Below are 17,686 nucleotides of genomic sequence, written 5' to 3' on the forward strand. Positions count from 1 at the left end.
GCAAACGCGGACTTCAACCATGACCACGGGCATTGTCATTACCGCCGCCGGACGCGGGGAGCGCTTTATCCAGGCCGGCGGCCAGGGCAACAAATTGAACGCCGGATTCGCCGATGCGGCGGGCGAGCAGCGATCGCTGTTCGAACACACTCTGCGCCAGGCGCTGGCTTCCGGCCTGCCGGTACAGGTGGTAACCCGGCCGGATAATCTGCCGGTGCTGGCAGCCTGCGCCGCCAAGCAAGTACCGGTCACCCTGCTCACCAGCGCGGGCCTCGGCGACTCGATCGCCGCGGGCGTTGCGGCCACGCCGCACTGGCAGGGCTGGCTGATCCACCTGGCCGATATGCCGTTCGTCGGCGCCGACGTTTTCCGACAGGTGGCGGATGCCTTACGGCAGCACCCGATCGTGCGCCCCTGCTATGCGCAACAGCCCGGTCACCCGGTCGGCTTTTCCGCCCGATTGCGCAAACCGCTTTGCCAACTGCGCGGCGATAATGGCGCGCGTGAACTGCTGCAAGGCGCGGCGGTACACCTGCTGCCGCTTGAGTACCCCGGCGTCGTGCAGGATATTGATCTTCCATCGCAACTCCCGGCCAGCGAGTAAACTCACCTATGCAACATCTTGATGTCACCGTGGTCAGCCAGGCGATAAGCTGGCTGCAGCAACAGCCGGTCTGGTTATGCACCGTGCTCAGTACCTACGGCTCTTCGCCGCGGTCGCCGGGCGCGTTGATGGCCGCGACCCGAGACGGCCGCTACAGCGGTTCATTGTCGGGCGGGTGCGTGGAGGAGGACTTTCTACGGCGCGTAGCCGCCGGGGAGTATCAGGCGCCCAGCCAGGTGATCCGTTATGGCGAAGGCGGCATGACGCCCAACGTGGCGCTGCCCTGCGGCGGCGTGCTGGACGTGCTGATCGAGTATCTGCCGGCGGGAGAAGCCAGCGTCGCTTATCTGCAACGCATCGCCGGCGCGCTGGAAGGGCATCACGCGTTGATCAAACGCCTGACGCTGCCCCACGCCTGCCACAGCCTTGAGCAGAGCCACTTCACCAGCGCCACCCAGGTCGAACGCCGGCTCGAGCAGATCACCCTGCACATCGCGGCCGCGCCACGCCTGCTGATCGCCGGGTTGTCCAGCGTGGCGCTGTACTGCGCCGACTTCGCCGTGGCGCTGGGGTTTGAGGTGCTGGTGTGCGAGAGCCGCCCGGAGGCGCTGGATAACTTCGCCGCCGAGCTGAAACCGGGCGTGACGCTGCTGCGCCAGTTTCCGGCCAAGTTCATTGAGGACGGCGGTTGCCACGCCAATACCGCCGTCGTGGCGCTGACCCACGATCCGCGCATGGACGACCTGACGCTGATGGAAGCGATCCACACCCCGGCGTTTTACATCGGCGCCATGGGCTCGCTCAGAAACAGCGCGCGGCGGCGCCAGCGTTTGCAGCAGATTGCCGAATTCACGCCGCAGGAGCTGGAACGCATTCATGCGCCGATCGGCCTGCCGCTGGGCAGCAAAACCCCGGCGGAGATCGCCCTGGCAGTGATGGCGGCGATCGTGCAGCAGAAAAACCGGCGGCCGGCCGCCGACGGGATCAGTGCAACGGCACCACCGGCACCAGATGCTGCAGCTCCAGATACAGCTCCTCTTTCCCGCTCAGCGAATAGCTGAACACCGTCATGTCCGGCCCGTCACCGCGGGCCAGCCCCATTTCGGGTAGCACCTGCGTGTAAATTTTAATGATGTGGTCGTTGAGCGCCACCGGCTTGCCGGAATAGCGAAAACGGCAAAACTCGCCGTGGATCTCCGGCAGCGGCTCCAGCGCCACGCCTTCGCGCAGCGGGTAGTCCGTCGTCACGCCCAGGGTATAGTCGACCCTGACCCGCTCGCCGTCCGGCACCAGTTGGGTAAACGAATAGGTTTGTGCCGGGCGCTCGCCCAACAAGGTGTAGAACTGCGCCCGAAGCGCGCTGCGCTGCGGCAGGTGCGACTTGTCCAGCTTCTCGATATCCAGATGGTACGCGTAATGTTTGCCGTGAAAGGCATATTGCCCTCTGGCGATGCTGACGCGTTCGACCTGAATATCGCCGGGCTGGCTGGCCGCCAGCGAACGCACCAGATTGCTGAAGTCCTGCTTGCGGGCATGGCGATACACGCTGGGCGATTCGGCGAAGTGCTTTTTGAAACAGCGCGAGAATGTCTGCTGATTATCGAATTGATATTCAACCGAAATGTCTAGAATGCTCTTCTGCGTGAAGCGCAAGGCGAAGGCGGCGAGGTAGAGGCGGCGAGCGCGGATATACGAGGCTAACGATAATCCGGTCTGCTTTTTGAACATGCGCTGCAGGTACCATTTCGTGTAGCCTGACTTGGCAGAAACGATATCCAACGACAGCGGATTGGTCAGGTTATCTTCAATCCAGACCAGCAATTCCTTGATGTGACTTTCCTGCGTTCCCATGTGCTTGCCGAACCTTCTGTTGCCGATATTCCATTAGTCGAATTTTAGTGCTACCCGCGTAGGGTATACAGGTTAAAACTCGACGTCCAGCAAGCTACAGGACTTTACACACTCCCCTTCACCGCCCGCGGGCGGCGAAGGGGGCAGCGATTATTTCAGACAGCTGGAGCACTGACCGGCCTGAATCTTCTGGAAGAAGTCATTGCCTTTGTCATCCACCAGGATAAACGCCGGGAAATCTTCCACTTCGATTTTCCAGATCGCTTCCATGCCCAGCTCAGGGTACTCCACGCACTCCAGGCTCTTGATGCTCTGCTGCGCCAGCACCGCCGCCGGGCCGCCGATGCTGCCGAGGTAAAAGCCGCCGTGCTTGTGGCAGGCATCCGTCACCTGCTGGCTGCGGTTGCCTTTCGCCAGCATGATCATGCTGCCGCCGTGGGATTGCAGCAGATCGACGTAGGAGTCCATACGCCCGGCGGTGGTCGGCCCCAAGGAACCGGACGCATAGCCTTCCGGCGTTTTAGCCGGGCCGGCGTAGTAGATCGGGTGATCCTTGACGTACTGCGGCAAGCCTTCACCGCGATCCAGGCGCTCTTTCAGCTTGGCGTGCGCGATATCGCGGCCGACGATGATGGTGCCGCTCAGCGACAGGCGGGTGGAAACCGGGTACTGCGACAGCTGTTTGAGGATCTCGGCCATTGGACGGTTGAGATCGACTTTGATCGCCTCGCCTTCCCCGGCCTGGCGCAGCTCCTGAGGAATGAATTTACCCGGATTGTGCTCCAGTTTTTCCAGCCAGATGCCGTCGCGGTTAATCTTGCCTTTGATGTTGCGGTCTGCCGAGCAGGAAACGCCCATGCCGACCGGGCAGGACGCGCCGTGGCGCGGCAGGCGCACCACGCGGATATCGTGCGCGAAGTATTTGCCGCCGAACTGCGCGCCCAGCCCCAAGTTCTGCGCTTCTTGCAGCAGTTCCGCTTCGAGTTCCAGATCGCGGAACGCCTGACCATGCTCGTTGCCTTCGGTCGGCAGGCCATCGTAATACTTGGTCGAGGCCAGTTTGACGGTTTTCAGCGTCGCTTCCGCCGAGGTGCCGCCGATGACGAACGCCACGTGGTACGGCGGGCAGGCCGCAGTGCCCAGCGTGCGCATCTTGTCGACCAGGTAGTTTTTCAGCTTGCCCGGCGACAGCAGCGCCTTGGTTTCCTGATACAGATAGGTTTTGTTGGCAGAACCACCGCCCTTGGCGATGCACAGGAATTTGTATTCTTCGCCGTCCACGCTGTAGAGATCGATCTGCGCCGGCAGGTTGCTGCCGGTATTGACCTCTTTGTACATATCCAGCGCGGCGTTCTGCGAATAGCGCAGGTTCTCTTCGATGTAGGTGTTGTACACCCCGCGCGACAGCGCTTCTTCATCGCCGCCGCCGGTCCAGACGCGCTGGCCCTTTTTGCCGACGATGATCGCCGTGCCGGTATCCTGGCAGGTCGGTAAAATACCCTTGGCGGCGATTTCTGAGTTACGCAGAAATTGCAGCGCAACGTACTTGTCGTTTTCGCTGGCGTCCGGATCGTCGAGGATATCGGCCACCTGCTGTTGATGCGCCGGGCGCAGCATGAACGAGGCGTCGTGGAACGCATGCTGGGCAAGCAGGGTTAACGCTTCAGGGGCAACTTTCAGTATTTCCTGGCCTTCAAACTCGCTCACGGAAACGTGGTCGCGGCTCAGCAGATAATATTCGGTATCGTCTTTCTTCAGCGGGAACGGATCTTGATAGTGGAACGGTTTATTCGACATTGATCTCTCACTTGCAACATCAGCTGCGTTAAATTCACACTTGTGGCGCGCGAGGCGGCGCCTTGTCAAAAAACTGCCTCCACCTTACGTATTTTTAATCAGTCAGTTATTGCGCCAAATCGCAAAATAACCGCTCTTTGCGTAAGGGATTACCACAGGCGGCGTTTCAACCTTGCTCGGTGAGAACTGCGGGTACAGGCTCATCATGCACGCATTATTATCCCGCAGTTAACACATTGATTACAATCCATCGACGGCGATCGCTTTATCAATGTGGCGAAAAAACGCGGATGCGGATTTGCGTCGGAGCATATTGTCAGCCGCCGTGCCATTGCTTAAGCTAGCCGCAATGAACAAACCAAGAATCCCCATCGCGCTGCAACAAGCGGTGATGCGCTGCCTGCGAGAAAAGCTGCAGTTGGCACGCCAGCATTTTGCCGTCGAGTTCCCCGAACCCAGCATCGTCTATCAGCAACGCGGCACCAGCGCGGGCACCGCCTGGCTGCAAAGCTGGGAAATCCGTCTGAACCCGGTGCTGCTGCTGGAAAACCAACAGCCGTTTATCGATGAGGTGGTGCCGCATGAGTTGGCGCACCTGCTGGTGTTTCGCCAATTCGGCCGTGTGGCGCCGCACGGCCGCGAATGGCGCTGGATGATGGAAAGCGTGCTACTGACCCCCGCCAGCCGCACTCACCGTTTCGAAACCGCCTCGGTGCAAAGCAAAACCTTCCCCTACCGCTGCGGCTGCGGGCAGCACCAGCTCACCATTCGCCGCCATAACCGCGTGCTGCGCGGCGAAAGCGAATACCGCTGCCGCCGGTGCGGCGAAAAACTGAAATTTCTTGCTAGCGAGAGCCTTTAGTTAAACGATTTATACGTTAAAACAAGCAAATATCGCCATTTGCCACTGCCGGCAAGTTCCGTTACCCTGCCTGCTTTTCCAATTTTGAGCTGTTTTGGAATATGCTTCGCAGAATTTTGTTTATGGCGGTTTTCGCCGCAGGCGCCGTACAGGCGCACGGCATCAATAACTTCTCTCAGGCCAAAGCGGCGGCGGCCAAGATTAATCAGGATGCGCCGGGCAGCTTTTACTGCGGCTGCCGCATCGACTGGCAAGGCAAGAAGGGTATCCCGGATCTCGCCGGCTGCGGCTATCAGGTGCGTAAAAACGTCCAGCGCGCACAGCGCATCGAATGGGAACACGTAGTGCCGGCCTGGCAGTTCGGTCACCAGCTGCAGTGCTGGCAGGACGGCGGGCGCAAAAATTGCAACAAGGACGCCACCTATCGCCAGATAGAAACCGATCTGCACAACCTGCAGCCGGCGATCGGCGAAGTGAACGGCGACCGCAACAACTTCATGTACAGCCAATGGAACGGCGGTGCAGGCCAGTACGGGCAATGCCCAATGAAGGTGGACTTCAAGAATAAACAGGCGGAGCCGCCCGCCCGCGCCCGCGGCGCCATTGCCCGCACCTACTTCTACATGCGCGATCGCTACCAGCTGCGGCTGTCACGCCAGCAAACCCAGCTGTTCGAGGTGTGGAACCGGCAATATCCGGTGAGCCAATGGGAATGTCAGCGTGAAGCACGTATCGCCAAGGTGCAGGGCAACCACAACCCCTATATTCAACAGGCTTGTCAGCAGCGGAAAAGCTAACCTACTATAGCCTTTATCTTTCATGGCGCCGCCAACCCGCGGCGCCGTTTCGTCAGGATCAGACTACCCATGCGCATACCCCGCATTTACCATCCGCAGCCGTTGACCGATCGGGCGGAGATCGCCCTCAGCGAGGACGCCGCCAACCACGTCGGGCGCGTGCTGCGCATGAGCGCCGGCCAGGCGCTGCAGCTGTTCGACGGCAGCAACCAGGTGTTCGACGCCGAGATAGTCCGGGTGGACAAAAAGAGCGTGCTGGTGCGCCTCGGCGACGGCCGCGTGGAGGACATCGAATCGCCGCTCAACCTGCATCTGGGCCAGGTGATCTCGCGCGGCGAGAAGATGGAGTTCACCATCCAGAAATCCATCGAGCTGGGCGTCAACGTCATCACCCCGCTGTTTTCCGAGCGCTGCGGCGTCAAGTTGGACGGCGAGCGTCTGGCGAAGAAAATCCAGCAATGGCAAAAGATCGCCATCGCCGCCTGCGAGCAGTGCGGCCGCAACCGCATTCCCGAAATCCGCGAGGCGATGTCGCTGGAGGCCTGGTGCGCCGAGCAGGACGGCAGCCTGAAGCTCAACCTACATCCGCGCGCCAGCCACAGCATCAACACGCTGCCGCAGCCGGTAGACCGCGTCCGCCTGCTGATCGGCCCGGAAGGCGGTTTGTCCGCCGACGAAATCGCTATGACCACCGACCACGGATTTACTGATATTCTGCTGGGACCACGCGTTCTGCGTACCGAAACCACAGCGCTCACCGCCATTACCGCTCTGCAGGTCCGCTTCGGCGACCTGGGTTAAAGGAGAAAAGATGATTAAGCTCGGCATCGTGATGGATCCTATCGATTCCATCAACATCAAGAAAGACACCAGCTTCGCCATGCTGCTCGAAGCGCAGCGCCGCGGTTACGAATTGCACTACATGGAGATGAACGATCTCTATCTGCACGCCGGCGACGGGCGCGCCCGTACCCGCCTGCTGAGCGTGAAGGAAGACAAGGAGAGCTGGTTCAGCTTCGGCGCCGAGCAGGATCTGGCGCTGCACGATCTGGACGTGATCCTGATGCGCAAGGATCCGCCGTTCGATACCGAATACATCTACGCGACCTACATTCTGGAGCGCGCCGAAGTCAAAGGCACGCTGGTGGTCAACAAGCCGCAAAGCCTGCGCGACTGCAATGAGAAGCTGTTCACCGCCTGGTTCTCGGAACTGACGCCGGATACGCTGGTCAGCCGCAGCGCCGCACACATCCGCAAATTCCACCAACAGCACGGCGACATCATCCTGAAACCGCTGGACGGCATGGGCGGCGCGTCTATCTTCCGCGTGAAGCAGGACGATCCTAACCTGTCGGTGATCATCGAAACCCTGACCGAACACGGCAGCCGTTTCTGCATGGCGCAGAACTTCCTGCCGGCGATCAAGGACGGCGACAAGCGCATCCTGGTGGTGGACGGCGAGCCGGTGCCTTACTGCCTGGCGCGCATTCCGGCGCAGGGCGAGACCCGCGGCAACCTGGCGGCCGGCGGCCGCGGCGAAGCGCGTCCACTGAGCGAGAGCGACTGGAAAATCGCCCGTACCGTCGCCCCGACGCTGAAAGAGAAAGGGCTGATCTTCGTCGGCCTGGACGTGATCGGCGATCGCCTGACCGAAATCAACGTGACCAGCCCAACCTGCGCGCGCGAGATCGAGGCGGCATTCCCGATTTCGATTACCGGCATGCTGATGGACGCGATTGAAAAGCGCCTGGCGGCGAAGTAATGCGTCATGCGGGCGGCATGCCGCCCGCTATCCTGTATCGCGCCCGCCAAAGCCCGCCTTTCCGGCAGCGGCTTGAAAGGCGGCGGGTATAGCCGCATACTGGCGGCTGTTTATTTTCTCACCCATTGATTACCTTATACTAACGCCATGAATTTACAGCACCATTTTCTGATCGCCATGCCAACGCTGCAGGATCCTCGCTTCAAGCGCTCGGTGATTTACATTTGCGAGCACAATGAAGAAGGCGCCATGGGTTTGGTGATCAATAAACCGGTGGAGCAGTTCACGGTAGCCACGGTGCTGAGCAAGCTGAAGATCATGCCGCCTGCGCGCGATCCGGCCATCAGCCTGGACAAGCCGGTGTTCGCCGGCGGCCCCCTGGCGGACGATCGCGGGTTTATCCTGCATACGCCGCGCCACGGCTTCGGCGCCAGCATTCAAATTTCGCCCAACACCATGATCACCACCTCGAAAGACGTGCTGGAAACGCTCGGCACGCCAGAGCAACCGGACGACGTGCTGGTGGCGCTGGGTTATGCGGGCTGGGAAAAGGGCCAGTTGGAGCAGGAAGTATTGGAAAACGCCTGGCTGACCATCGAAGCCAACACCGACATTTTGTTCCGCACGCCGATCGCCAGCCGCTGGCGCGAGGCGGGGAACCTATTGGGTATCGACATTCGCAGCATCGCCAACCACGCAGGACACGCCTGATGAGCAACCGCACCATTATCGCCTTCGACTTCGGCACCAAAAGCATTGGCGCGGCCATCGGCCAGGAGTTGACCGGCAGCGCCCGCGCCCTGCCGGCCTTCAAAGCGCAGGACGGCTCGCCGGACTGGCTGAAAATTGAAAAACTGCTAAAGGAGTGGCAGCCGGATTTGGTGGTGGTCGGCCTGCCGCTGAACATGGACGGCACCGAACAACCCGTTACCGCCCAGGCGCGCAAGTTCGCCAACCGCCTGCACGGCCGCTTCGGCATCCAGATCGATCTGCATGACGAGCGCCTGAGCACCGTGGAAGCGCGCGCCAACCTGTTCGACCGCGGCGGCTTCCGCGCCCTTGATAAAGGCAGCGTGGATTCCGCCTCCGCGGTAGTGATCCTCGAGAGCTGGTTCGAACGGCAGCTGGGCTAAACACCCGTTCCCTCCCCCGCACAGTCCCCCAACACACCGGCGTCAATCCGCTGCTGCAAACCTTGCTCAAAGGTTTGCATGCCGGACTGTGCGCCGGTTTGCAACACGCTCGCCAACTGATGCGTTTTCCCTTCGCGGATCAGGTTGCTGACCGCCGCCGTCGCCGTCAGCACTTCGAAGATCGCCACGCGTCCGCCGCCGGGCCGCCTCATCAGCTTTTGCGCGATCACCGCCTGCAGACTGCCGGCCAGCTGGGCGCGCACATAGGGTTTTTCTTCCGCCGGAAACACGTCCACTAACCGTTCCACTGCCTGCGACGCGCTGCGGGTGTGCAGCGTCGCCAGCACCAGGTGGCCGGTCTCCGCCGCGGTGAGCGCCAGCCGGATGGTGGTGGTATCGCGCAGCTCGCCCAGCAGGATCACATCAGGATCTTCGCGCAGCGCGGCGCGCAACGCCGCATCAAAGCTGTGGCTGTCGCGGCCGATCTCCCGCTGCTGGATCAGCGATCGCCGGCTGCGGTGCAGGAATTCAATCGGATCCTCCAGCGTCAAAATGTGCCGCTGCTGGTGCCGGTTGATCTCGTCGATCATCGCCGCCAGCGTGGTGGACTTGCCGCTGCCGGTGGCGCCGGTGACCAGGAGAAGCCCATCGTCGCGCCGCAGCAGCGCCGGCACGATGGCCGGCGCTGCCAGCTCGGCAAGCGAGGGCGACTGCCCGGCGATGCGCCGCAACGCGAGAGACATCCCCGCGCTTTGCTGAAAAACGTTGGCACGCAGCCGCTCTCCACTCGGCCTGTGCAGCGCCAGATCGACCTGCCCCAGCCGCCGCAGGCTCTCGCGCTGCTGCGCATTCAGCAATCCGTCGCAGAGGGCCTGCACGCCTTGTGCCGTCAGCGTTGGCGCCGCCGCCAGCGGCTGCAGTTCACCGTCGATGCGCAACATCGGCGGATGACCGGCACAAAGGTGCAGATCGGAAGCATTATGCTTTACACTAAGGGCCACGAATTCATCGATATCCATATCACTCTCCCGGGTCAATAATGAGCACTATCCAACAGAACCTGCAGGATGTCAGAAACCGCATCGCGGCCGCCGCGCAAAACTGCGCGCGGGCGCCAGAAGAAGTTGCTCTGCTTGCAGTCAGCAAAACCAAACCTGTGGCGGCGATCGAAGAAGCCATCGCCGCCGGCCAGCGCGCCTTCGGCGAGAACTACGTGCAGGAAGGGGTAGACAAGATCCGGCATTTCGCCGAGTCGCCTCAGGGCGGTGAGTTGGTGTGGCACTTTATCGGCCCGCTGCAATCCAATAAGAGTCGGCTGGTGGCGGAACACTTCGCCTGGTGCCATACCGTGGATCGGCTGCGCATCGCCCAGCGCCTGAGCGATCAGCGCCCGGCCGACCTGCCGCCGCTCAACGTGCTGATTCAAATCAACATCAGCGATGAGCAGAGCAAATCCGGCATTGCATTAAGCGAACTGCCGGCGCTGGCCGAGGCGCTCGCTGCGCTGCCGAACCTGACGCTGCGCGGCCTGATGGCCATCCCGGCGCCGGAAGCGGATTACCAGCGGCAGTTGGCGGTATTCAACCAGATGAACGACGCCTTTCTCGCCCTGCGCCAGCGTTATCCGCAGGCCGATACGCTGTCGATGGGCATGACGGACGATATGGCGGCAGCGATTGCCGCAGGCAGCACCCTGGTGCGCATCGGCACCGCAATTTTTGGCGCCCGCGACTACTCGCAGGCCTGACAAACAGACGAGGGATTTGATGCAACATCGCAAGATTACCTTTATCGGCGCCGGCAACATGGCGCGTGCAATCATCGCCGGCCTGGTGGCGGGCGGCTATCCGGCCAAATCCATCAGCGTCTGCGCCCCTTCGCCGAAAAACCGTGACGCGCTGGCGGCGGACTACGGCATCGTCAGCAGCGGCGACAACGTCGCCTGCGCGCGTGAAGCTGAGGTGGTGGTGCTGGCGGTCAAACCGCAGATGATGGCCGACGTGTGTCAGCCGCTGCGCGAACAGGTCGATTTCGGCGGCAAACTGGTGCTGTCGATCGCCGCCGGTATTCAGGTCAGCCGTTTCTATCAGCTGCTCGGCGACCAGCTGGACATCGTGCGCATCATGCCCAACACCCCGTCGCTGGTCGGCAAGGGCATGAGCGGGCTGTACGCGCCGGAGCAGGTCAGCCAACAGGATCGCGACTACACCGGCGATTTAATGGCGTCGGTCGGTAAAGTTTGCTGGGTAGATGACGAAAATGGCATCAACGGCGTGATCGCCGCAGCGGGCAGCGCCCCGGCTTATTTCTTCCTGTTTATGGAAGCGATGCAAAAAGAGGCCGAACGCATGGGCTTCGACAGCCAGACCGCGCGCGATCTGGTGCAGCAGGCCGCTTCCGGCGCCGCCGCGCTGGTGGAAGCCAACCCGGATACGCCGCTGGGCACGCTGCGCGAGCAGGTGACTTCCAAAGGCGGCACCACCGCCGAAGCGCTGCGGGTGTTCAACGAACGCCAACTGCCGGAAACCGTGGCGCAAGCGATGCAGGCCGCCGTTTCTCGTGCCCAAGAGATGGAAAAATTATTTTAAATAACCATGAGTTAAGGAGAAGGACCACTTCATGCTAACGCTGACTTTCCTGGTCAAGACCGTTATTGATCTGTACGTGATGGTGCTGTTGCTGCGCATTTGGATGCAATGGACGCGCACCGATTTTTACAACCCGTTCTCGCAGTTTGTGGTGAAGATCACTCAGCCGATCGTCGGCCCACTGCGCCGCATCATTCCGTCGCTGGGGCCTATCGACAGCGCTTCGCTGCTGCTGGCGTTCCTGCTGATGACCATCAAGTACCCGCTGCTGCTGCTGATCCAGGGCGGTGCGATGTCGCTCAGCCCCTATAACCTGCTGTTTGGCCTGATCTCGCTGGTGAAATCCGCCGGCTACCTGATCTTCTGGGTGATGATCATTCGTGCGCTGATGAGCTGGGTAAGCCAGGGCCGCAGCCCGATCGACTACGTGATGTACCAGCTGACCGAACCCTTGATGGCGCCGATCCGTCGCATCATCCCGGCGATGGGCGGTATCGACTTTTCCGCCATGGTGGTGATCCTGATCCTCTATCTGATCAACTACCTGGGCATGGATCTGTTCGGCGAGATCTGGTTCCTGCTGTGAGTGCAGTCACTCCGGTGCTGGACGGGCTGGCGATCAGGCTATATATTCAGCCGAAAGCCAGCCGCGACCAAATTATCGGCTTGCATGGCGACGAACTAAAAGTCGCCATCACCGCCCCGCCGGTCGACGGCCAAGCCAACGCCCATTTGATCAAGTTTATCGCCAAGCAGTTCAAAGTGGCGAAAAGCAACGTCACCATCGAGAAAGGCGAACTGGGGCGGCATAAACAGTTACGCATCGTGAATCCGCAACAGATCCCCGCCGTGGTCGCGGCGCTCATCGAATAATTTTCAAGGTAGTCATTATGCAAAAAGTCGTTCTTGCCACCGGTAACCCGGGCAAAGTGCGCGAACTTGCCGACCTGTTGGCCGATTTCGGCCTGGACGTGGTCGCGCAAACCGATCTGGGCGTGGAATCCGCCGAAGAAACCGGGCTGACGTTTATTGAAAACGCCATTCTCAAAGCGCGCCATGCGGCACAGGTCACCGGCCTGCCGGCGATCGCCGACGACTCCGGCCTGGCGGTCGACGCGCTGGGCGGCGCGCCGGGCATCTACTCCGCACGCTATGCCGGTGAAGACGCCGACGATCGGCAGAACCTCGACAAGCTGCTGGCGGCGCTGAAAGGCGTAGCGCCGGGCCGGCGCGGCGCACAATTCCACTGCGTGCTGGTCTATCTGCGCCATGCAGAAGATCCGACGCCGCTGGTGTTCCACGGCAGCTGGGCCGGTGAGATCACCGAACAGGCCGCCGGCGAAGGCGGCTTCGGTTACGATCCTGCCTTCTACGTGCCGGAGCTGGGCCGCACCGCCGCCGAGCTGAGCCGCGACGAGAAGCGGGCGATTTCGCACCGCGGCAAAGCGCTGAAGCTGATGTTGGAAGCCATGCGCAATGCTTAAGCTGCCCCCGCTAAGTCTCTACATTCACATCCCGTGGTGCGTGCAGAAATGCCCGTACTGCGACTTCAACTCCCATGCGCTGAAGGGTGACGTGCCGCATCAGGAGTATGTCGATCATCTGTTGGCGGATCTGGATGCCGACCTGCCGCTGGCCGGCGGCCGGGAGATAAGCACCATCTTCATCGGCGGCGGCACCCCCAGCCTGCTGAGCGCCGAGGCGATGCAAGCCTTGCTGGACGGCGTGCGGGCGCGCATTCGCGTCACCGACGACGCCGAAATCACCATGGAGGCCAACCCCGGCACCGTGGAGGCCGATCGCTTCAGCGGCTACCAGCGCGCCGGCGTCAACCGCATCTCCATCGGGGTGCAAAGCTTCAGCGCCGAGAAGCTGACCCGCTTAGGGCGCATCCACGGCCCGGAAGAGGCCAAGCGCGCGGCAACGCTGGCGACCGGCCTCGGCCTGCGCAGCTTCAACCTCGATCTGATGCACGGCCTGCCGGATCAGTCGCTGGAAGAGGCGCTGGACGATCTGCGCCAGGCTATCGCCCTGAACCCGCCGCACCTGTCGTGGTATCAGCTGACCATCGAGCCGAACACCCTGTTCAGCTCACGCCCGCCGGTTTTACCGGACGACGACGCGCTGTGGGACATCTTCGAGCGCGGCCACCAGCTGCTGAGCGCCGCCGGCTATCAGCAGTATGAAACTTCGGCCTATGCCAAACCGGGCTACCAATGCCAGCACAACCTCAACTACTGGCGCTTCGGCGACTACCTGGGGATCGGCTGCGGCGCGCACGGCAAGGTGACCTTCAGCGACGGGCGCATCCTGCGCACCGCCAAGACCAAGCACCCGCGCGGCTTTATGCGCGGCGACTACATGGACAAGCAGCATGAGGTGGCGGCGGCAGATCGGCCGTTCGAGTTCTTCATGAACCGCTTCCGCCTGCTGGAAGCCGCGCCGCGCGCCGACTTCGTCAACTACACCGGGCTGGCGGAAAGCGTCATTCGCCCGCAGTTGGACGAAGCGCTGGCCAAAGGCTATCTGGAAGAAACCGCGGAGCACTGGCAGATCACCGAGAAGGGCAAACTGTTCCTCAACTCGCTGCTGGAACTGTTCCTGGCGGACGACGAGTAAAAAAAAGCGCTGAATAATCAGCGCTTTTTTTCATGTTCAGGCGGCATTATGAGGGCGGTGCGTCACGTCGCCACGCCCCTTCAGCAATCCCTCAACGGAAACATCCTCGTCCAACGCGTCCCAATGGATGCCGCGAGCGCTGAGCTCATACCCCGCCCGCTGTTCTTCCGTCGCGTTCAACAAACGGGGAAACCAGGCCAGCGGCACGCCAATAATTCTGGCGTCACTTAGTTCGACCCACATCGTCGTATCGTCAAAGCTGACGCGTTTAGCCGAAATACTCATGCCAAGCCTCCAAAAACAATGCCTGATAGGTATCAACCAGACCAGCCAACTCTTTTAGCGTTCTGGCGTTAAAGCCATCATTACGCGCCAACTGCACGCCAGGAACCAACCAAAATTTCGCTTCAGCCTCAGCGTCTCTGATATGAACATGCGGCGGCTCAAGCGGGTCACCCTCATTTGAATAAAAAAAGAACCTATAGCCTTTATAACGGAATATCACTGGCATCAATGCAAAATCCTTTTGCCGATTGATTATAGTTTAGCCAGTTTCTCAGATAGCCGTCGTGAGGTCAAAGAACGCACGGCGGCTATGCCTATCCGTTACTTCAACGCCTTCAGCAGATCCTTGCGCTGGGTTTCCAGTGCGGTGACGCGGTTGCACACGTCATGACCGAAGTTCTGGAAGTCCTGCTCCTGGTTGTTCCATTCGTTCTGGATCGCCTTCTGCAAGCCGCCCAGGTTGCCCATGATCGCCTGCAGCGGGTTGCCGCCGCTGTTGGCGGCCTGTTTGACGCCCATCTCGTTCAGGCTGTCCTGCAGCACCCCGCCCATGCTCTGCTGCACGATGTTGCGGCCGTCCTGTTCCACCTGGTCAATCGCCTGGTGGTGGAAGGTCAGACCGTCGCTGCGGTGTTCGATGATGCGGTTCATCTGCTGTTTCAGTTGGCCATTCAGGGTGGTCAGCCGGTTGCGCACGTTACTGTTGCTGCCCAGCTCTTTAACGATCACCTTATCCAGCGCCGAGCGGGCTTTCTCCAGGTGTTTCTGCGCGCCGTCGTCGATCCACGGCAGCTGCTTGCGCAAGGCGCTCTGGTAACTGAAGGCTTTCTGCCGCTGGCTGTCGTTCAAGCTTAGCGCCTGGCCGTTGCGGATCACGTCGCCATCCGGCGATATTTGCAGGTCGCCACTGGCGCCTTTCACCTGCACGCTCTGCGGGCTGATGATCACATCATCCTGGGGTTTAACGCTGCATTGGTACTCAGCGTGGGCCTGTGCGGCAGTCGCCGCCAGCAGCAGTAAGGCTAACCCGGTTTTCTTCAACATAGCTTCTCCTGACTCCCATCCAGATTGGGATTAAAAAATCGAACGACCGATACGTTGAGACAACAGTTCCAGCGCCGCAGTTCCCGCCAGTGAGTTGCCGGAGGCATCCAGCTCCGGCGACCAGACGACGATCGACAGCTCGCCCGGCACGATGGCCACGATGCCGCCGCCCACGCCGGACTTGCCCGGCATCCCCACCCGATAGGCGAATTCGCCGGCGCCGTCGTACATGCCGCTGGTCATCATCAGGGCGTTGATCTGCCGGGCCTGCAGCGGGCTGATCACCGCCTCGCCGCTGAGATCGCGGCCGTGATTGGCCAGATAGACGAAGCTGCGCGCCAGCTCCACGCAGCTCATGCGCAGCGCGCAGTAGTGGAAATAGGTTTGCAGCACGGTAATCACATCGTTCTCGAAGTTGCCGAACGACTTCATCAGATAGGCGATGGCCGCATTGCGATCGGAGTGTTCGAACTCGGAGCGCGCCACCCGCAGGTCATAGGCCAGGTCGTCTTCACCGGCCAACTGACGCACCACCTCCAGCATGCGCTGTTTGGGGGCGCTGAGCCGGGTTTGCAGCATGTCGCACACCACCAGCGCGCCGGGGTTGATAAACGGATTGCGCGGTTTGCCCTGCTCCATCTCCAGCTGCAGCAGCGAGTTGAACGGCAGGCCAGAAGGCTCTTTGCCGACGCGCCGCCAGATCTCAGGCTCCTGATAGCGCGTCAGCGCCAGCGTCAGGCTCAGCACTTTGGAGATCGACTGAATGGAGAAGCGCTCCGCGGCGTCGCCGGCCTGGAACAGTTCGCCGTCCACCGTGCAGACGGCGATCGCCAGCCGATCGGCGGGCACTTCCGCCAACGCCGGGATGTAGTCGGCCACTTTTCCCTGGCCAATCAGCGGACGCACCTGTTGCAGGATCTCTTCCAGCAACGCATTATCCAATGTTGTTACCACCTCGGTCACACTCCGGGCAAAACAAAGGCGCCGTTAAGGCACCTTAAATCCATCCCCGTCATACTTGAATCCGCATCTGTGTTGGCTGCGCAGTTACTCGGCCCATCCGTGGGCCTCACCCCTTCGGGGCCGCTGCAAGCAGCGTTTAAATCTGCTCCCGGCAGATTTTTCACCCCAGTCACTTACTGAAGTAAGCTCCTGGGGACTCACACTCTTGCCGCCGTGATGCAAATCCAATTATTTAGGGGGAAATAAGCGGCGCGAAGCCGCGCTCATCGGGCAAGCGCGATCAATCCCACCAGATATCGAACAGATCGCTGACCTTAACGTCGGACAGTTTGCGCGCTTCCAGCCAGTTTTTCACCAGTTCGCGATGCTCGTCGGTGCAGTGGCCGATCTTCTGCAGGCAGATCAGACCTTCCCACTGCAGGTAGCCGCTGCCGTCAAACGCCAGACCGTTCGGCTCGATCACTTCATCGATGAAGGTATCCAGCGTGCTGTCGATATCTTCCACCGACGTGCCTTCGGCGAAGCGCCAGGCTACGGAGAAACCCAGCTCCTGAAATTCTTCAATGTGCAACTTTTTACGTAAACGACGACTGCGGTTCTTAGCCATTATTCTTTCCTCTCAAACATCAAGTCCCAAACGCCATGTCCCAGGCGCTGGCCGCGTAATTCAAATTTCGTCAGTGGGCGCGAATCCGGACGCGGCACGTAATCATTATCGCTGGAAAGATTACGGTAGCCTGCGACCCCGTTCATAACCTCTAACATATGTTCCGCATAAGGTTGCCAATCGGTGGCCATGTGGAAGACGCCGCCGGTCTTCAGCTTGCGCAGCACCAGTTCGACAAACGGCGTTTGCACGATGCGGCGCTTGTTGTGGCGCGCCTTGTGCCACGGATCGGGGAAGAACAGCTGCACCATGTCCAGCGAGCCGTCCGGGATCATGTTTTCCAGCACTTCAACCGCATCGTGGCACATCACGCGCAGGTTGCTCAACTTCGCCTCGTGGGCGTCGGCCAGGCAGGCGCCCACGCCCGGCGAGTGCACTTCGATCCCTAAAAAGTTCTGCTGCGGGTTGTTACCCGCCATGGTCACCAGCGAGGCGCCCATGCCAAAACCGATCTCCAGCACCGTCGGCGCTTCGCGGCCAAACAGCGCGGTGAGATCGACAGCGTCAGTCTGATACTCCACGCCCATCACCGGCCAATAGTTCTCCAGCGCGTGCTGCTGGCCTTTGGTCAGCCGCCCCTGGCGGCGGACAAAACTGCGGATACGGCGCATCGCGCGGCCGTTCTCATCAAATTCCGGGGAGATGACGTCATTAATCATAGTGCTTTCTGTCTGTTTGGCTGCCAATTAGGGAAACGCGCATTATGCAAAGATA

General features: G+C 60.9%; 23 protein-coding genes. 14 read left to right on the forward strand and 9 right to left on the reverse strand.

Annotated elements, in window-relative coordinates:
- Nucleotides 1-19: 19 nt before the first annotated feature.
- Entirely contained in the window at nucleotides 20-604 is a 585-nt protein-coding gene (locus ACJ8J5_RS13725) for a nucleotidyltransferase family protein (RefSeq protein ID WP_173889754.1), read from the forward strand.
- A gap of 8 nt (nucleotides 605-612) precedes the next feature.
- On the forward strand, nucleotides 613-1,665 hold the full coding sequence (locus tag ACJ8J5_RS13730) for an XdhC family protein (RefSeq protein WP_043141323.1): 1,053 nt from the start codon (nucleotides 613-615) through the stop codon (nucleotides 1,663-1,665).
- On the opposite strand, the gene ACJ8J5_RS13735 is transcribed toward ACJ8J5_RS13730, so the two are convergent.
- Nucleotides 1,589-2,455: a helix-turn-helix domain-containing protein gene (locus ACJ8J5_RS13735; RefSeq protein ID WP_043141326.1), complete on the reverse strand. Its 867-nt coding sequence runs from the start codon at nucleotides 2,453-2,455 to the stop codon at nucleotides 1,589-1,591. The genes ACJ8J5_RS13730 and ACJ8J5_RS13735 overlap by 77 nt on opposite strands.
- Before the next feature lie 150 nt (nucleotides 2,456-2,605).
- Nucleotides 2,606-4,252, reverse strand: a complete 1,647-nt coding sequence (gene fumA / locus ACJ8J5_RS13740) for a class I fumarate hydratase FumA (protein ID WP_025304241.1) — start codon at nucleotides 4,250-4,252, stop codon at nucleotides 2,606-2,608.
- A gap of 349 nt (nucleotides 4,253-4,601) precedes the next feature.
- Here fumA and ACJ8J5_RS13745 point away from each other — a divergent pair, with 349 nt between their 5' ends.
- From ACJ8J5_RS13745 to ruvX, 6 genes are all read left to right on the forward strand, one after another.
- A complete protein-coding gene (locus ACJ8J5_RS13745; RefSeq protein ID WP_261425154.1) occupies nucleotides 4,602-5,114 on the forward strand; it encodes a SprT family zinc-dependent metalloprotease in 513 nt (170 codons plus the stop codon).
- 101 nt (nucleotides 5,115-5,215) lie between these two features.
- Nucleotides 5,216-5,911, forward strand: a complete 696-nt coding sequence (endA, locus tag ACJ8J5_RS13750) for a deoxyribonuclease I (RefSeq protein ID WP_089196263.1) — start codon at nucleotides 5,216-5,218, stop codon at nucleotides 5,909-5,911.
- Between the two features lie 69 nt (nucleotides 5,912-5,980).
- Entirely contained in the window at nucleotides 5,981-6,712 is a 732-nt protein-coding gene (gene rsmE / locus ACJ8J5_RS13755; protein WP_025304244.1) for a 16S rRNA (uracil(1498)-N(3))-methyltransferase, read from the forward strand.
- Between the two features lie 10 nt (nucleotides 6,713-6,722).
- Nucleotides 6,723-7,673, forward strand: coding sequence for a glutathione synthase (gene gshB, locus ACJ8J5_RS13760; RefSeq protein WP_043141334.1), 951 nt, complete (start codon nucleotides 6,723-6,725; stop codon nucleotides 7,671-7,673).
- Nucleotides 7,674-7,820: 147 nt separating this feature from the next.
- Nucleotides 7,821-8,384 carry a YqgE/AlgH family protein gene (locus tag ACJ8J5_RS13765; RefSeq protein ID WP_004937452.1) on the forward strand — a complete coding sequence of 188 codons (564 nt, stop codon included), beginning with the start codon at nucleotides 7,821-7,823 and terminating at the stop codon, nucleotides 8,382-8,384.
- Nucleotides 8,384-8,806 carry a Holliday junction resolvase RuvX gene (gene ruvX, locus ACJ8J5_RS13770; protein ID WP_025304246.1) on the forward strand — a complete coding sequence of 141 codons (423 nt, stop codon included), beginning with the start codon at nucleotides 8,384-8,386 and terminating at the stop codon, nucleotides 8,804-8,806. Before ACJ8J5_RS13765 ends, ruvX begins: the two co-directional genes overlap by 1 nt.
- Here the strand turns inward: ruvX and ACJ8J5_RS13775 are convergent.
- Nucleotides 8,803-9,825, reverse strand: coding sequence for a type IV pilus twitching motility protein PilT (locus ACJ8J5_RS13775; RefSeq protein ID WP_089196265.1), 1,023 nt, complete (start codon nucleotides 9,823-9,825; stop codon nucleotides 8,803-8,805). The two genes, ruvX and ACJ8J5_RS13775, sit on opposite strands and share 4 nt — an antisense overlap.
- Nucleotides 9,826-9,845: 20 nt before the next feature.
- Here ACJ8J5_RS13775 and ACJ8J5_RS13780 point away from each other — a divergent pair, with 20 nt between their 5' ends.
- The 6 genes from ACJ8J5_RS13780 to hemW are packed head-to-tail and all read left to right on the forward strand — an operon-like array spanning nucleotide 9,846 to nucleotide 14,013.
- On the forward strand, nucleotides 9,846-10,553 hold the full coding sequence (locus ACJ8J5_RS13780; RefSeq protein WP_025304248.1) for a YggS family pyridoxal phosphate-dependent enzyme: 708 nt from the start codon (nucleotides 9,846-9,848) through the stop codon (nucleotides 10,551-10,553).
- 19 nt (nucleotides 10,554-10,572) lie between these two features.
- A complete protein-coding gene (proC, locus tag ACJ8J5_RS13785) occupies nucleotides 10,573-11,394 on the forward strand; it encodes a pyrroline-5-carboxylate reductase (RefSeq protein WP_173889760.1) in 822 nt (273 codons plus the stop codon).
- A 31-nt stretch (nucleotides 11,395-11,425) separates the two neighbouring features.
- Nucleotides 11,426-11,980, forward strand: coding sequence for a YggT family protein (locus ACJ8J5_RS13790; protein ID WP_060434544.1), 555 nt, complete (start codon nucleotides 11,426-11,428; stop codon nucleotides 11,978-11,980).
- Complete coding sequence (gene yggU, locus ACJ8J5_RS13795; RefSeq protein ID WP_004948014.1) at nucleotides 11,977-12,267, forward strand: DUF167 family protein YggU; 291 nt, start codon at nucleotides 11,977-11,979, stop codon at nucleotides 12,265-12,267. The genes ACJ8J5_RS13790 and yggU overlap by 4 nt, the downstream gene beginning before the upstream one ends.
- A gap of 17 nt (nucleotides 12,268-12,284) precedes the next feature.
- A complete protein-coding gene (locus tag ACJ8J5_RS13800; protein ID WP_060434546.1) occupies nucleotides 12,285-12,878 on the forward strand; it encodes an XTP/dITP diphosphatase in 594 nt (197 codons plus the stop codon).
- Nucleotides 12,871-14,013: a radical SAM family heme chaperone HemW gene (gene hemW, locus ACJ8J5_RS13805; RefSeq protein WP_197759586.1), complete on the forward strand. Its 1,143-nt coding sequence runs from the start codon at nucleotides 12,871-12,873 to the stop codon at nucleotides 14,011-14,013. Before ACJ8J5_RS13800 ends, hemW begins: the two co-directional genes overlap by 8 nt.
- A 36-nt stretch (nucleotides 14,014-14,049) precedes the next feature.
- On the opposite strand, the gene ACJ8J5_RS13810 is transcribed toward hemW, so the two are convergent.
- The 6 genes from ACJ8J5_RS13810 to trmB form a co-directional block, all read right to left on the reverse strand.
- Nucleotides 14,050-14,298 (reverse strand): DUF2442 domain-containing protein, encoded by a 249-nt coding sequence (locus tag ACJ8J5_RS13810; RefSeq protein WP_025304253.1) that lies wholly within the window; start codon nucleotides 14,296-14,298, stop codon nucleotides 14,050-14,052.
- On the reverse strand, nucleotides 14,282-14,524 hold the full coding sequence (locus tag ACJ8J5_RS13815) for a DUF4160 domain-containing protein (protein WP_004937418.1): 243 nt from the start codon (nucleotides 14,522-14,524) through the stop codon (nucleotides 14,282-14,284). The genes ACJ8J5_RS13810 and ACJ8J5_RS13815 overlap by 17 nt, the downstream gene beginning before the upstream one ends.
- Nucleotides 14,525-14,619: 95 nt before the next feature.
- Nucleotides 14,620-15,342, reverse strand: coding sequence for a DUF2884 domain-containing protein (locus tag ACJ8J5_RS13820; protein ID WP_043141352.1), 723 nt, complete (start codon nucleotides 15,340-15,342; stop codon nucleotides 14,620-14,622).
- Nucleotides 15,343-15,372: 30 nt separating this feature from the next.
- Entirely contained in the window at nucleotides 15,373-16,296 is a 924-nt protein-coding gene (gene glsB, locus ACJ8J5_RS13825) for a glutaminase B (RefSeq protein ID WP_044031973.1), read from the reverse strand.
- 289 nt (nucleotides 16,297-16,585) lie between these two features.
- The gene (locus ACJ8J5_RS13830; protein ID WP_025304256.1) at nucleotides 16,586-16,912 is read right to left on the reverse strand and encodes a YggL family protein; all 327 of its coding nucleotides are present in this window, start codon (nucleotides 16,910-16,912) and stop codon (nucleotides 16,586-16,588) included.
- Complete coding sequence (trmB, locus tag ACJ8J5_RS13835; RefSeq protein ID WP_043141355.1) at nucleotides 16,912-17,631, reverse strand: tRNA (guanosine(46)-N7)-methyltransferase TrmB; 720 nt, start codon at nucleotides 17,629-17,631, stop codon at nucleotides 16,912-16,914. The genes ACJ8J5_RS13830 and trmB overlap by 1 nt, the downstream gene beginning before the upstream one ends.
- Nucleotides 17,632-17,686 lie beyond the last annotated feature (55 nt).

Source organism: Serratia sp. CY43202 (genome assembly GCF_052168755.1).
In the GTDB taxonomy this organism is placed as follows: Bacteria; Pseudomonadota; Gammaproteobacteria; order Enterobacterales; family Enterobacteriaceae; genus Serratia; species Serratia bockelmannii.